This is a genomic window from Morganella sp. BCCO 40_0007, from assembly GCF_032989665.1.
In the GTDB taxonomy this organism is placed as follows: domain Bacteria; phylum Pseudomonadota; class Gammaproteobacteria; order Enterobacterales; family Enterobacteriaceae; genus Morganella; species Morganella sibonii.
Genome location: NZ_JAVBIN010000005.1, coordinates 19061 through 34745, shown reverse-complemented (window position 1 = coordinate 34745; position 15685 = coordinate 19061). Strand labels below are relative to the sequence as shown.

The following is a 15685-nucleotide window of genomic DNA, read 5'->3' as shown; positions in this document are numbered from 1 at the left end:
TTACTCCGCAGGCAGTAATACCGCATGGAATTTTCCGGCATGACGTAAAAAGTCCTGTAAAACCATTTCAGTCTCTTCCGGAGATGCCTTTTCATTTGCCCGCAGTGAAGCGCCGATTAATAACGGGCCGCCGGTCAGCATATAACTGCGTTCAATATCTTCCAGTATGCCGGTAACCGATTTACGGGTTCGCTCAAGAATATCGCGGCTCTGTATGATTTTATTTCTGAATACCTGCCGATCAATCCCGTTGTGCTCAAATTCCGTCAGCACGCGTTCACTCAGGGTAATCAGTTCATCCACCCGTTCCGGTGCACAGGTGAACATGATCCGTCCCTCATCCTGTATTTCAGACGGGTTGTGCCAGAACCATGCGGTGACACTGTAGACACCCGATGCTTCCTCACGTAATTTTTCCCGCAGTTTTTCCTGAATCAGCTCGCCGCCGATCTCCAGATAATAGGCATTATCCGGCCGCCAGCTATTTTTGCGGACAAGATAGATCTCCACCTCCGCCCGCGGCTCCTGTAATCCCCTGACAATTAATGGTGTTTCCGGTGTTCCGGCTTCAATCGCAACGGGTTTTCTGCCATCTTTTTTTACACCAACAGATGCCAGATATTTTCCTGCAATTTTTTCCGCATCGCGGGGCTGAATATCACCGGTAATAAAATACGTAAAATCGGTTTTATTACTGATATAACGTTCATACAATTGCGTCAGTTTTTCCGCACTCAGTGCGTCAAGATCCTGCTGTGTGGCATCATATATGGTATGTTTTCCCGGATAACGCAGTGATGATATTTTCTGCATAAAGAGATGCTGACTGTCCTTATTATTCTCAGCCAGCTGTTTATCCGTTTCTGATTTATATTTATGCCATACTTTTTCCGTTACCCGGCTTTCATTTAATTTCAGATGAAAAAGCGTCAGAATTTTTTCAAGGTTATCCGTCTCTGCCCAGCCGGAAAAACCCTGCTGATGCTCATCCAGTAATGTTGACATCACCACCGGACTTTTATTAAAAACAGCCTGTAATGCGGATAGCGGATAACGGCCAAAACCGGTTTCATCCGTCAGGCTGACAGCAATCCGCAACGCATGATAATCACCATCCGGTACTGACCGTAATCCGCCGGGTGTCAGCGCCTTAAAGAACACTTTTCCCGGATTATCATTATTGTACTGATAGATTAACCGGCTGCCGTTACTCAGCTGATATTCCCTGATATTATATTCTTCAACCGTTCTGATAAGTTTCACACTACCGGCCGTGACATTAATATCCGGTAGTTCCGTTATTTGTTCTGCGGCCGGGTCCCATTTTTTCTGTGGTAACCGGTGGCTTTCAATCCAGCTTTTTTCCAGTGCTGCCGCATCCATGGCCTGCGGCTGTATTTTCTCCGGATGCGTGATCATCACCAGCCGGGATTTCACGGCTGTCATCGTATGAAATGCGCTGTTCACATCGGCTAAGGTGATATTTTTCAGATAATAGCGATTAAGAAGAAATTTATCATTCTGCCCTGCAAGCAGCTGATGGCTGGCTGCCGCCGTCATCATATCCGCCGCAAGATCAATACTGTAGATGGTTTTATCTTTCTGTTTTTCATTAAGCCGAGTTAACCGCTCAAGCTCTTCATCCAGCTCAGCCTGTGTAAAACCCTGCTGCTCAACAGCAGCAAGAAAATTAAAAATACTCAGCGTGGCTTCATCATATTTTTCATCTGATAATTGCAGGGAAAATACAGATTGTATGGTTTCCCGTCCGGTCGCTGAAGAGTAATAATTTGCGGTACTGATAAACTCATCATTCTCTTTTTCCAGATGCTGTAACCGGATATTTATCAGCCGGGTCATAATCTGATTAACCAGGTCATCCTTATAACGGGTCAGTGAATAATCCTCCAGATAAGGACTGAAAAAACTGATTTCCACCGCCGGTGTCCGGATTTCATCTTCATGAACAAAAGCCGCACGCCAGTGTTCCGGCAACGGTACAGAATAATCAATCACCTCAGGCGGATCTTTTCTGACCGGAAGCATTGTTAATTTTGTTTTCAGCAGAGACAGGATGTGTTGTTTATTAATATCCCCGGCGACCACCAGAGACATATTATCCGGTCTGTACCAGCGATAATAAAAATCAGCCACCCGTTTACGGCTGACATGCTGTATTGTTTCCGCATCACCGATAGGGTCACGTAATGCATAGCGCGACCCCGCCATCTCAATGGCGCTTTTTTTATCCCCCAGTCTCAGCATGGCGCCCAGTCTGGCACGCCATTCTTCCAGAACAACGCCCCTTTCTGCATCCAGATCCGCCTGATTTATGGTTACCCGCCCTGCCCAGTCAGCAATAATGTCCAGTGCAAGGTTAATTTTTGCCGGGTCATTGTCCGGCAGATTTAATGTGTAGACGGTATTTTCAAAATCCGTAAATGCATTAATATCAATACCGAATTTTAATCCCGCTTTTTCCAGGTCACGGATCAGCTTATTACCGGGGAAATGCGTTGTTCCGTTAAATGCCATATGTTCGACAATATGTGCAACGCCTCTCTGGTCATCATCCTCATTCATTGACCCGGCATTAACAACCAGCCGGATATACACTTTTTTCTCCGGTGTGCTGTTTTCCGCCAGAAAATAACGGAATCCGTTATTCAGCGTGCCGGTTTCTATTGCCGGGTCATACCGGAGTGTTTTCATTTTCAGCAGGTCATTAACCTGAGTCTGCTGACCGGAACAGGCGGCCAGAATAAATAACATGCCGGTTATCAGTAGTATTCTTTTCATAAAATCAACCCGGGCTTATCATTTCTCACGTCTTCCCTGTGAGATATTTCGATAATATGACTGTGAGCCAGTTTTTCCCTGAGTAACCGGCTCAGTGTTTTATAATTCTCCTCATCGAGTGCAGATAAGGCCTCATCAAGAAACAGCCAGGCCGGTTTTTGTATCAGACACCGCGCCAGCATTATTTTCTGGAGTTCTCCGCCGGATAATGTGTGCTGCCAGTTTTTCCCTGTATCCAGTTCAGGAATAAAATGACTGAGTCCCACATCCGTTAATGCACCGGCCAGCAATGCATCGTCATATTCCCCGTGAATATGGGGATATATTAAAATTTCCCGCAATGTGGCTTCCGGTAAATACGGTTTCTGGGGAATAAACATGCAGTTATTATCCGGGGGCATGGATAATGAACCTTTATAATGCGGCCATAATCCGGCGAGTGTGCGCAGGAATGTACTTTTCCCGCATCCCGACGGGCCTGTAATTGCGCCGCTGTCCGGAAAAGCACCGGACATATTTTCCTGAACCGGCCGGTTATCCGGTAAAAATACCGATAACTCAGACCATTCGGGAGAATCAGACTGACGGATTGTGCCGGTGCCGGTAATAGAATCCAGCTGCGAACTGAATGTCACCAGACGCCCGGTGACTGCCCGCCAGTTTGCCACTGACTCATAAGAATCGACAAACCAGCTGAATGCTTCCTGTACCCGGTAAAATCCGGTTGCGGTCTGCATCATATCGCCGAGTTGCAGACTGCCGCTCATCAGCCGCGGCGATGCCACCAGATACGGGAAAATGCGGGCGACCTCATTATATCCGCTGTTAAAGGCCTGATATTTCATTTTCATTCCGGTCAGATATTGCCAGTTCTGCCATATTTTCCCGAATAACCGTTTTGATGAGGACAATTCCGCCTTTTCACCGCGCAGAAAACTGATCGATTCCGCGTATTCTTTTACCCGCATCAGATGAAAACGAAAATCGGCTTCACATTTTTCCTGCTGAAATGTCAGCGGGATCAGTTTTCTGGTAATTTTATGGGTGAGCCATGTACCGATAACGGAATACAGTATTGCCACCCACACCATATATCCCGGTATTACCCATGTCATTCCGCCCAGTTCAAATGTCAGTGTTCCGGAAAGATTCCATAAAATAACGGTAAAAGACACCAGACTGGTGACAGTCCGCAGTAATCCCAGACCCAGCTGCAATGTCTGATCGCAAAATTCTTTTATATCCTGAGCAATACGCTGATCCGGGTTATCACTCTCTTTATATAAAAGCTGATGCCGGTAAATACGCTTATGGCTCAGCCACTGCGTAAGAAACCGCTCTGTCAGCCAGCCCCGCCAGCGGATACGTAATGTCCGGCGCAAATATTCTTCAATAAGATCGACAGAAGAATAAACCGCCATGATCAGAACAAACTGACTCAGCATCGGCCAGAAATTATCCCAGTCCTTATTCTGCATCAGATTAAAAAAATCACGGTTCCAGTCGCTGTATTTCACCGCAATTTCAACAACAATATAATTAAGTGCAATAACAGAAATAATCAGCGGCCAGGCTATTTTCCATTCCCGGCTTTTCCAGTACGGACAAGCCAGGCTCCAGACCTGTTTGATAAATTTATTTTTATTTAATTCGGATTTACTATTCATACAATGATTTGCCATGGGCCTGCCGGCAGAAAACAAAATTTTCCGCCGGCAGTTGCTTATGTCTCAATTAAAATTCATAACCGACTTCAAGCCAGAATTCACGTCCCGGAGTATAAATTCCGTACTCATTTGAACTGTAGCCTTTATTTTCCATTTTCCTGACCTGGTTAAGCACATTGAGTACTTCGGCACGGAAATAGAGCTGATGTGAACCGTAAACAGCCGGCTGCCAGCTCAGGCTGGTATCCCATTGAGTATGCGTTCCGAAGTTCTGCGTTTTATAAACAGTAATATCATCCGTACTGTTGGTTTCCGCATAAGAATGGACCGGTGCTTTAATATAAAATTTATTCGACCAGGTAATATTATTATCCGGGATCTTCATATCAACACCCAGACGGACCATCCACTCCTCTTCATTATTATTGACTTCTTTTTCCATCTGAGCACGGGACATCAGACGGCCATCAAGAATAACCGCTTCATCCGGATCTAATGTTTTCTCAAGATCGGCTCTGCCGGTATTCAGCCAGTCAGCACCTAATGTGGTATTCCACTCTGTTGCACCAAGAGTCCACGGTGTTTTATTGGTTATTTGCAGTGTATAAATCTGAGCATTAAAATCATCACCGTTGGTGAATGAATCAACTTTCTTATCATCCTGAGTACTGCGCTTAACCACAATCCGCTGTTTATACTTTCTGTATGTATAATCCGCGGAAATACGCCAGTTATTCCAGTCCTGATTAACCCCGAAGTTCAATTCATCTGAATGCGGTGTACTTAAATGTGACAGTGAACGGTAATCCCGGGTACGATCCTGATTCAGTTCCAGTATTTTTCCGGATAACTTCATCGTGGCAAATGAACGTCCGTAATAACGGTTAAGTCCGAACTTAAACCGGGTATCCGGTAATGCCTGCCAGTAAGCCGTAAAACGGGGAGCGATATTTGTGTTACTTAAATAATTATCCCGCTCCAGGCGTAAACCGGGACGGAATGTGAAATCACCGGTTTTAATCGTATCCTGAGCATAAAGCGCATAATTCTGGTGAGAGGTATTTACGGTTCCTTTTGACGCGGTCAGTTCACTTAAAAGAACATCCCGGCCGGTACTGTCAATAAATGATACCGTTGAGTGAACATCGTCATCCCGCTTAAACGCATATGCCGTATGACGGTAATCGGCTCCGGTATTGAAAACGTGTTCTGTATTTCCGAAGAATACGGGGTCAGTATTATAATCCAGAATTAAATTGATATTTTCCTGCGTCAGCTGACTGTTACCATATCCGCCTTCCTCGAAATCAAGACCGGTATCCAGGTCAGTCACCACACTGGCTTCGGTACTGTTGGAACGGCGTTTATCGGAAAACTTGTCATACGCTGCCGTCGATGTCAGCTTACCGCCCGGCACAGACTGAATATACCGGATCGTCGTACCGTAAGCCTGATGGGTATCATTGACGTTATTATCAATATTATTGGCGTAAAATTTACCCTCTTTATAATCTGACATACGGAACCCGGCTTCCAGCGTCCGGCCGGTATCCGGTGTCCAGTTAAAATTGACCAGCATATTATCGGAACGGCGGGTGTGATTACGGTTATCCGTCTCCCCTTTCGAATTCAGCATCCGGGTCTGACGGATATCAGAATCACGGCGGCTGAAGCCGAATACCATACCGGTATTCTCCGTTAATCCGTATTCCGCCGTCAGATTAAAGAATTCTTTTTTATAAACGGGCTGAAATTCTGCATTCATTCCGTTGGGAACTTTTTTATCCAGTGCTTCTTTTACCGTCTCATCCGCTTTTAATGATGCCCAGAAAGACCGGGTGGTACGGTAACTGACTGATGCGTGATTTTCCCCGCTGTACTGCCGGGTTTCCGCCACAACTGCCCCGCCGGTAAATCCGCCCAGGTTTGCCGGAACGTTATTACTGTAAACCGTTATTCCCGAAAGCAGTTTTGCATCAAAGAAATAAGCCTGCTCTGAACTCTTATTCGGATTGACGCCCATGGTGCCATCAAATAAGGAGGAAGCCGGGTCGATATCGTTATTAATATTTACCCCGTCTATCATATACGCCGTCTGTTCTGAAGGCGCACCGTTAATGGAAACAGAGAGCGGTTTAATCTCACCATTGGTAAACCCTGTTTCTGATTTACTCTCCACACGGGCACCGGGGACGGCTTTCAAATAATCACTCAGGTTACTATTAGATGATGGTGAATCCTTTATTTCCTGCTCTGTTATCGTTTGAGACGACAGAGGATCATCTGTCTCTGCGTGTGCATCCGATTTAACCGCAACCTTAATATGGTTATCGGGGTTATATTGAGCTGCATGTATATAAAAACTACAAAATGAACTGCCTGTAATAGCTGCAATAAGTAATTTATCTGTATTTTTCATTGGGTTAACTTTATTTGAAAGCAAATGATAGTTATTCGTATTATCATTGTTGTTTGCGAATGCTAACATGGTGAAACTACGTATTCAACGAAAAAAATGATAATGAAACTATGTTTCATCACATTACTGATAAAATAATTATTGAATGTTATTGGATGGCAATATCGATACAGTGGAATTTTAAACTGGCTAAAATACTATTTTTAAATAGATTATCTTATTATTTATGTTTGTATTCAGGCGGGAACTAATAAATAACGGTTATCAATTCTGTTCAGCAACTGACAGAGGCAGAGGGAATGTATTATTGCGGTAATATGATTGTGGTAAGTAAAAAAAGCGGGTAAAACTGAAAAGTCATACCCGCCTGTTTATCAGCCTAATTGTTTACGGGCATTACGGAAGATCCGCAGCCACGGACCGTCCTCGCCCCAGTTTTCCGGATGCCATGAGTTACTGACAGTCCGGAAGACCCGCTCAGGATGCGGCATCATAATGGTGGCACGTCCGTCATCGGTGGTAACCGCCGTGATACCGGCCGGTGAGCCGTTCGGGTTAGCCGGATAGCGTTCAGTGACCTGACCGTAGTTATCCACATATTGCAGTGCCACCAGGCCGCGCTGCATCAGTGCCTGCTGATGCGCCTCATCACGGAATTCCGCCAGCCCTTCACCGTGAGAAACCGCAATCGGCATCCGTGAACCGGCCATACCGCTCAGCAGCAGTGACGGACTTTCTGCCACTTCAACCAGACTGAAACGTGCTTCAAAACGCTCAGAGCGGTTACGGGTAAAGCGCGGCCATAAACCGGCTCCCGGAATCAGTGAGCGCAGATTTGACATCATCTGACAGCCATTACATACCCCGAGAGATAAGGTGTCCGGGCGCGCAAAGAACTGCGCAAATTCATCCCGCACCTGCGGATTAAACAGAATCGATTTCGCCCAGCCCTCACCGGCCCCCAACACATCACCGTACGAGAAGCCGCCGCAGGCGACCAGCGCCTGAAAACTGTTCAGCGGAAGATGTCCGTTCAGCAGGTCACTCATATGCACATCGATAGCATCAAAACCGGCACGATGGAACGCAGCTGCCATTTCCACATGGGAGTTAACACCCTGCTCACGCAGTACCGCAACCCGCGGACGCACACCTTTTACAATATAAGGGGCGGCGATATCCTCATTCTGATCAAACGTCAGTACCACGTTGAGACCGGGGTCTGCCGGATCCTGTTTCGCTTCATGCTCTTCATCGGCACAGGCCGGGTTATCACGCTGGCGCTGCATCTGCCAGGTGGTTTCCGCCCACATAATACGCAGTTCACGACAGGACTGGTGATAGACTTCGGTATTGTGGCTGCGGACAATGAAATCATCCCCCGGCACGGCCTCACCGAGAACATGCAGCATGTCAGCCAGCCCGGCATCGGTAAAGGCCTGAACAACTGCATCCAGATCCGCTTCACGCACCTGGAGCACCGCACCCGGCTCTTCGGTAAACAGCGCGCCGAGAATATCTTCATCAAACGCACTGATATCTGCATTCACGCCACAGTGTCCGGCAAACGCCATTTCCGCCAGGGTGACAAACAGACCGCCGTCCGAGCGGTCATGATACGCCAGCAGTTTTTCATCCCGAACCAGCGTCTGCATGGTATCAAAGAATGCGCGCAACGCCTGCGGATTGCGCAGATCTGCCCCTTTCTGCCCCAGCTGACGATACACCTGAGCCAGCGCAGTCGCACCGAGGGTATTACGGCCCTCACCCAGATCCACCAGCAGCAGACGGTTCGGCACATCCGCACGCAGTTGCGGAGTCACCGTCCGGCGCACATCATCCACGCGGGCAAATGCGGTGATCACCAGCGACAGCGGCGAGGTCATTTCGCGCTCTTCACCCTGCTCATTCCAGCGGGTTTTCATCGACATTGAATCTTTACCGACCGGGATAGTCAGGCCGAGCGCAGGACATAACTCCTCACCCACGGCTTTCACGGCCGCATATAACCCGGCATCTTCCCCCGGATGTCCGGCTGCCGCCATCCAGTTAGCGGATAATTTAATGCGTTTGATATCGCCGATCTGCACACCGGCGATATTCAGCAGCGCTTCCGCCACGGCCATCCGCGCAGATGCGGCAAAATCCAGTAAGGCAACAGGCGCACGCTCACCGATTGACATCGCCTCGCCGTAGTAGCTGTCGAGGCTGGCGGTCGTCACTGCACAGTCCGCCACCGGAATCTGCCACGGGCCGACCATCTGATCCCGGGAAACCATACCGGTCACCGTACGGTCACCGATGGTGATCAGGAAGGTTTTTTCCGCAACCGCCGGTAAATGCATCACACGTTTTACCGCTTCATGCAGATTGATATCACGACGATCAATCGGTGTGCCTTCTGCGGTCAGCGTCGTAACATCGCGGCGCATTTTCGGGGTTTTCCCCAGCAGGATATCCAGCGGCATATCAATCGGCTGATTATCAAAATGTCTGTCATTCAGGATCAGATCACGTTTTTCTGTCGCCTCACCAATCACCGCATACGGTGCACGTTCACGCTGACACAGTGCTTCAAACAGCGGCAGTTGCTCCGGCGACACCGCCAGCACATAACGTTCCTGGGATTCATTACACCAGATTTCCAGCGGGCTCATGCCCGGCTCATCGCTGAGGATATCGCGCAGCTCAAAACGCCCGCCGCGCCCGCCGTCACTGACCAGTTCCGGCATGGCGTTGGACAAGCCGCCTGCGCCCACATCGTGGATAAACAGAATCGGGTTGTTATCACCCAGTTGCCAGCAGGCGTCGATCACTTCCTGACAACGGCGTTCCATTTCCGGGTTATCGCGCTGCACGGACGCAAAATCCAGATCTGCATCTGACTGACCGGATGTCATAGAGGATGCAGCACCGCCGCCCAGGCCGATATTCATCGACGGGCCGCCTAATACAATCAGTTTCGCGCCCGGCGGGATCTCCCCTTTCTGCACGTGGTCAGCACGGATGTTGCCGATACCGCCCGCCAGCATAATCGGTTTATGGTAGCCGCGCAGTTCTTCGCCGTTGTGGCTGCTGACTTTCTCTTCATACGTACGGAAATACCCGAGCAGTGCCGGACGGCCGAATTCGTTATTAAATGCCGCGCCGCCGAGCGGGCCTTCGGTCATGATGTCATACGCGCTGACAATACGGTCCGGTCTGCCGAAATCCTGCTCCCACGGCTGGGTAAAGCCCGGAATGCGCAGGTTGGAAACCGAAAATCCGGTCAACCCCGCTTTCGGTTTGGCGCCGCGCCCGGTCGCGCCTTCATCACGGATTTCACCACCGGAGCCGGTTGCCGCCCCCGGCCACGGGGAAATAGCGGTCGGGTGGTTATGGGTTTCCACTTTCATCAGGATATGTGTTTCTTCCTGATGATACTGATAGCTGCGATCATCCCCTTCCGGGAAGAAGCGCCCGACGGACGAGCCTTCCATCACTGCCGCGTTATCTTTATAAGCGGACAGCACATGATCCGGGGTCTTTTCAAAGGTGTTTTTAATCATTTTGAACAGGGATTTCGGCTGTTCTTCGCCGTCAATCACCCAATCCGCATTAAAAATCTTGTGGCGGCAGTGTTCAGAGTTTGCCTGAGCAAACATATAGAGTTCCGCATCAGACGGGTTGCGGCCAAGCCCGGTGAATGCATCCGCCAGATAATCAATTTCATCTTCCGCCAGCGCCAGCCCCAGCGAAATATTGGCTTTTTCCAGTGCCGCACGCCCCTGTCCGGACAGATCAATCACGGTCAGCGGGGCCGGTTCATGACGGGCAAACAGCGCCTGAGCCTGCGACAGCTCACTGAAAACAGTTTCTGTCATACGGTCATGCAGCAGTGTACTCAATTGCTGATGTTCATTCTCAGTCAGCCCTGTGGTAGTAATATAGTAGGCAATTCCCCGCTCCAGCCGGGTAACGGCTGACAGACCGCAGTTGTGCGCAATATCGGTGGCTTTTGACGACCAGGGCGATAATGTCCCCGGACGCGGTGTGACAAGAAACAGAACCCCTTCCGGTGCATGTTCCGCCAGTGACGGGCCGTAACGGAGCAACTGCTGTAATTTGGTGTGCTCATCGTCGGTCAGAGGTGCGGAAAGATCAGCAAAATGCACATATTCCGCATAGATGTTGGTCACCGGCAGGTGGTGTTCAGTGAACGCGCTGATAAATTTTGATACGCGAAACGCAGATAACACAGGTGAGCCACGCAAAATTTCCATAATTGTCAGTTCTCTCTTTTTAACACGCAGAGCCATCGGCCCGGAGGGGAAACGGGCACATTATAGAGCAATACTGACGCCGACGAAACCGTTTGCGTGACGTTTTTTCCGGGAGGGAATTTTTCCGGATTTCAGCCCGGAAAAGCGGAATAAAGTTGCACCGTGACAAAATGTTGAGCAAAATGTCCGATTACTGGAAATATAACCATGGTAATTTATGCCTCTGAATGAACTCTTTTGTGTAACCGGTGAGATGCGCCTTTGGTACATAAAAAGCTAAATTATGTCGTCATCGTCGTCGTCGCGCTGTTCGCTGCGGCGCTGATCGCCATCAATATCAGCTGGCCGTCCCAGCAGCCGCAGCTCAACCGTATTCTTGCGCGGGGAGAACTGCGTGTCAGCGCGATCACTTCGCCGCTTATCAGCTTTAATAAGCAGGGACAGGCCAGCGGCTTTGATTACGAGCTGGCGCAGCGTTTCGCCGACTACCTCGGTGTGAAACTGGTGGTGCAGGAGCGCGACAGCGTTAATGACCTGTTCAGCGATCTTGCCAGTAACGACGCCGATCTGCTCGCTGCCGGGCTTATCTACAATGAAGACCGCCTGGAAACCGCCCTGACCGGCCCGGCTTACTACACTGTCGCGCAGCAGCTTATCTACCGCATGGGTAACAAACGTCCGCGGGATTTGGGTGATCTCGGCTCACCGGTCTGGGTCACCGCCGGCAGTTCGCATGCCCGCCTGCTCCGCCAGCTCAAAGCGGAAAAATACCCGGATCTGGAGATCCGCGAGGTTGCAGATAAAAACAGCAATCATCTTCTTCAGCGCCTGGCAAAAGGCGAGATTGACTATGTCATCAGCGATTCTGTCAGCGTGGCACAAGAGCAGCATATTCACCCGAATGTTACTGTCGCCTTTGAAATTACGGAAAACCAGCCGCTGACCTGGTATCTGAAGCGCAGTGATGACAGCAGCCTGCACGCCGCCCTGCTCGATTTCTTTAACCAGACACGGGAAACCGACACTTTAGCGCGTCTGGAAGAAAAATATTTCAGCCACATGAATCAGTTTAACTATGTGGATACCAAAACCTTTATCAATGCTATCAATACCCAGCTGGCCACTTACCGTCCGTTATTTGAAAAATACGCGGGAAAAATGGACTGGCAGGTACTGGCGGCGATTGCCTGGCAGGAATCACACTGGAACCCGACCGCCACATCACCGACCGGTGTGCGAGGTATCATGATGCTGACACGGCCGACGGCGGATTTCTTCGGTATTGAAGATCGGCTCGACCCCGAGCAGAGCATCAAAGGCGGCGGGACTTACATTAATTATCTGATGGATAAACTGCCGGATTCCATCCCGGAAGATGAAAAAATCTGGTTTGCGCTGGCGGCTTATAATATGGGCTACGGCCATATGCTGGATGTCCGTAAACTGACTGAAATGCAGGGTGCGGACCCGGACAGCTGGCTGGATGTGAAATCCCGTCTGCCGCTGCTGAGCAAAAAAGCCTATTATCAGTCACTGCCGTACGGTTATGCGCGCGGCTATGAAGCTTACCGATATGTGGAGGGGGTACGCCGCTATCAGCTCAGTTTACAGGGCTATCTCGATTTACATCAGGAAGAGCTGCGCTTACAGCAGCCGGAAGAAGAAACGGCAGAGGTTCTGACCTCTGCCGCACCAGACTGATCACTCACCCTCAGTCTGCTGACTGTCCGCATTCTGTTTTTTCAGGGCTTTTTTCTCCGCCCGGCGGCGGCGGAAAAATTCACTGAGCATCACCGAACACTCCTCAGCCAGTACGCCCCCTGTGACTTCCATATAGTGATTCAGCCGAGGTAAGGTCAGTAAATCAATAAATGACCCTGCTGCGCCGGTTTTGGGCTCTGCCGCGCCGTAAACCAGACGTTTTATCCGGCTGTGGATCAGCGCACCGGCACACATCATGCACGGCTCAAGGGTGACATACAGTGTGGCATCCGTCAGGCGGTAATTTTCCAGCGCCTCTCCCGCCCCGCGCAGCGTGATAATTTCAGCGTGAGCTGTCGGATCATGACTGAGGATCGGCTGATTGAAACCACCGGCAATACGCTGGTTATCTTTTACCAGCACCGCCCCGACCGGGATCTCCCCGGCCAGCGCAGCCTCTTCCGCCAGCGCCAGCGCCTGTCTCATCCAGAATTCATCATTATTATAAGGTGTTGTACTGTCAGTCACGTTAATACCTGCTTGTGTAAAATCAGGCACAGTATAACGTCACTTTTGCCGGACAGGCAGTTTCTTTACGCAGTAAACAGTGCCAGTTTCGCAGCAAATCCCATAAAAAACAGTCCGATGGTGCTGTTACCCACTTTCGCCGCCTGCTTTTTATGGCGGAAAAACTGCGATAATTTAGTACCGCTGTAAATTAAGAAGGAGAGATACAGAAAGCTGACCGTTTCCAGTATCAGTGCCAGCACGCCGTAACTCACCGCGGGATGTGCATAATTAAAATCAATAAACTGGATAAAGAAAGAGACATAAAACAGAATCGCTTTCGGGTTTGTCAGGCTCAGAAGCAGCGCTTTATTAAACGCATTTTCCGCTTTCAGCGGCTTATCCTCATGATGCCCCTGTTTTTGCATAAACGTGGCATAGAGAATTTTCAGTCCCAGATACAATAAATACGCCGCACCGAGATAACGTACAGCGGTAAATAATGCCGGAGAGGCTTTAATAACCGATGCCACCCCCAGAAATGACAGAATGATCAGCACCGCATCGCCGGTGAATACCCCCAGTGCGGCCTGGTAACCTTTTTTATACCCGAATGTCGCACTGGATTTCAGGACATACAGCGAGTTCGGCCCCGGCACAAGAATAATAAAGATAACGCCGATAATATAAGTACCGATATTCAGTATGCCCAGATTTTCAAACATAACGCCTCCGTGGTGTGTGCAAGTTTACTGCTGTCTTTTATTATTTTGTGTTCAGATTAATAAATCACAAAATACATGCCACGGATATACCCACTCTGTTATAAGGTTATTTTCCCGTTTTCCTGCGGTATTTTGCGGCGGCGGGGGTAAAATATCAGGATAAATACCCATACTGCCGATAATGCTGCGCCCGCCATGGCCAGATTAAATCCGCCCGCAAACGCCTCATAAACCGTATGCTGCACGGCTGACGTCAGTTCCCCGGACTGTGCGCCGGTGATCATCTGCTCTGCATCCGGTAACTTGCGGTGCTGCGCAATAGTGACCGCCCGCTGAATCATCAGTGTTCCGAGCAGCGCCACCCCCAGTGTCATACCGGTCTGGCGCATCATATTCAGTGTCGCCGAGGCCACACCGGAACGGGCCGGGTCAGCCGCGTGCATAATCAGTGCGCCGGTGGCGGGAATCGATAACCCCATACCGGTGCCGAGCATAAACAACATCAGCCCCGTCAGCAGATACGGTGTATCAGGTGTCAGCAGTGTCATCAGTCCGCACGCTGCCGCTGTCAGCAGCAGACCGGTGCCGAGGATCAGACGGATACTCAGCCTGCGGGCGATCCGTCCGAATGAAAATGCAAACAGCGCCATGGCGATAAACTCCGGCGACATCCGCCATCCTGCTTCCAGGGCATTCCAGCCCTGCGCTTTCTGTAAAAACAGCGCGATAAAAAACACATTGGTATAGGCCGCAAAACCAATCACAAACGAGGCCAGATTGTAGTGCAGATACTCCCGGCGCCTGAAATCCGCCAGCGGCAGAAGCGGTTTTGCCACCCGGTTTTCGGTGTACAGGAATAATAAAAGAAAAATAATCCCGCCGGTGACAGTGAACAGCGTCAGCGGGTGCAGCCAGCCATGAGTACCCGCTTCCGTCAGTCCGTACGTCACGCAGCCCAGAGCCGCAATACTCAGCAGTTGCCCGGCTGGATCAAACGCTGCTTTTTCCGGGTCCGCACTTTCACTGATGCCGTACTGCCCGAGCAGAAACGTGATAATACCGATCGGAATATTGATAAGAAATATCCCCTGCCAGCCGGTAGTATGCACCAGCACGCCGCCGAGGATCGGCCCGGTAATCAGCGACAGCGCACTGACGGACGACCAGATACCAATCACACGGATACGCTGCTGGTTATCAGCAAAGGTATGCGTGATCAGCGACAATGCGCCGGGGATCAGTAACGCCGCCGCAATCCCCTGCACAACCCGTCCCGCCAGCAGCAGCGGTAATGTCCCCGCCATTGCACAGAGCAGTGAGCCGAGAGTAAAAATCAGCACACCTGCCAGCCACATTTTTTTGCGCCCGTAACGGTCACTCAGCGGCCCGGCTGACAGAATAAGTGCAGATAAACACAGAGCATAAGCATCTATCAGCCATTGCAGTGACACCATCGGTGCCTGTAAATCATGCTGAATGGCCGGGAGCGCCACATTCACAATACTGATATCCAGCGTTGCCATAAAGGTACCCAGGCAAATCGCGGTGGTAACGGCAAAATAACGAAGTCGGTTCATGATGTTCTCCTTTCTCACAGGCAGAATA

General features: G+C 49.9%; 8 protein-coding genes. 1 reads left to right on the top strand and 7 read right to left on the bottom strand.

Features of this window, described 5'->3' with window-relative positions; all coding sequences use genetic code 11:
• The 4 genes from R5268_RS07110 to purL all read right to left on the bottom strand — a co-directional run bounded on the left by R5268_RS07110 (position 1) and on the right by purL (position 11150).
• A complete protein-coding gene (locus R5268_RS07110) occupies positions 1 to 2799 on the bottom strand; it encodes a M16 family metallopeptidase (protein WP_218455369.1) in 2799 nt (932 codons plus the stop codon).
• Positions 2796 to 4466 carry an ABC transporter ATP-binding protein/permease gene (locus R5268_RS07105; RefSeq protein WP_317419050.1) on the bottom strand — a complete coding sequence of 557 codons (1671 nt, stop codon included), beginning with the start codon at positions 4464 to 4466 and terminating at the stop codon, positions 2796 to 2798. The genes R5268_RS07110 and R5268_RS07105 overlap by 4 nt, the downstream gene beginning before the upstream one ends.
• A gap of 67 nt (positions 4467 to 4533) precedes the next feature.
• Positions 4534 to 6885, bottom strand: a complete 2352-nt coding sequence (locus R5268_RS07100; protein ID WP_317419049.1) for a TonB-dependent receptor plug domain-containing protein — start codon at positions 6883 to 6885, stop codon at positions 4534 to 4536.
• Between the two features lie 374 nt (positions 6886 to 7259).
• Positions 7260 to 11150: a phosphoribosylformylglycinamidine synthase gene (gene purL, locus R5268_RS07095; RefSeq protein WP_317419157.1), complete on the bottom strand. Its 3891-nt coding sequence runs from the start codon at positions 11148 to 11150 to the stop codon at positions 7260 to 7262.
• A 258-nt stretch (positions 11151 to 11408) separates the two neighbouring features.
• On the opposite strand from purL, the gene mltF reads away from it, so the two are divergent.
• On the top strand, positions 11409 to 12848 hold the full coding sequence (gene mltF / locus R5268_RS07090) for a membrane-bound lytic murein transglycosylase MltF (protein ID WP_317419048.1): 1440 nt from the start codon (positions 11409 to 11411) through the stop codon (positions 12846 to 12848).
• On the opposite strand, the gene tadA is transcribed toward mltF, so the two are convergent.
• The 3 genes from tadA to R5268_RS07075 form a co-directional block, all read right to left on the bottom strand.
• Positions 12849 to 13376, bottom strand: a complete 528-nt coding sequence (gene tadA / locus R5268_RS07085) for a tRNA adenosine(34) deaminase TadA (RefSeq protein WP_317419047.1) — start codon at positions 13374 to 13376, stop codon at positions 12849 to 12851.
• 65 nt (positions 13377 to 13441) lie between these two features.
• Positions 13442 to 14080: a leucine efflux protein LeuE gene (leuE, locus tag R5268_RS07080; RefSeq protein WP_046892525.1), complete on the bottom strand. Its 639-nt coding sequence runs from the start codon at positions 14078 to 14080 to the stop codon at positions 13442 to 13444.
• A 98-nt stretch (positions 14081 to 14178) separates the two neighbouring features.
• The gene (locus R5268_RS07075; protein WP_317419046.1) at positions 14179 to 15657 is read right to left on the bottom strand and encodes an MFS transporter; all 1479 of its coding nucleotides are present in this window, start codon (positions 15655 to 15657) and stop codon (positions 14179 to 14181) included.
• Between the last annotated feature and the right edge of the window lie 28 nt (positions 15658 to 15685).

What these genes read in the sequence shown, in the direction of transcription:
- leuE (WP_046892525.1), bottom strand. Translation starts at nt 14,080, where the DNA reads ATGTTTGAAAATCTGGGCATACTGAATATCGGTACTTATATTATCGGC.
- R5268_RS07110 (WP_218455369.1), bottom strand. Translation starts at nt 2,799, where the DNA reads ATGAAAAGAATACTACTGATAACCGGCATGTTATTTATTCTGGCCGCC.
- R5268_RS07100 (WP_317419049.1), bottom strand. Translation starts at nt 6,885, where the DNA reads ATGAAAAATACAGATAAATTACTTATTGCAGCTATTACAGGCAGTTCA.
- R5268_RS07105 (WP_317419050.1), bottom strand. Translation starts at nt 4,466, where the DNA reads ATGAATAGTAAATCCGAATTAAATAAAAATAAATTTATCAAACAGGTC.
- R5268_RS07075 (WP_317419046.1), bottom strand. Translation starts at nt 15,657, where the DNA reads ATGAACCGACTTCGTTATTTTGCCGTTACCACCGCGATTTGCCTGGGT.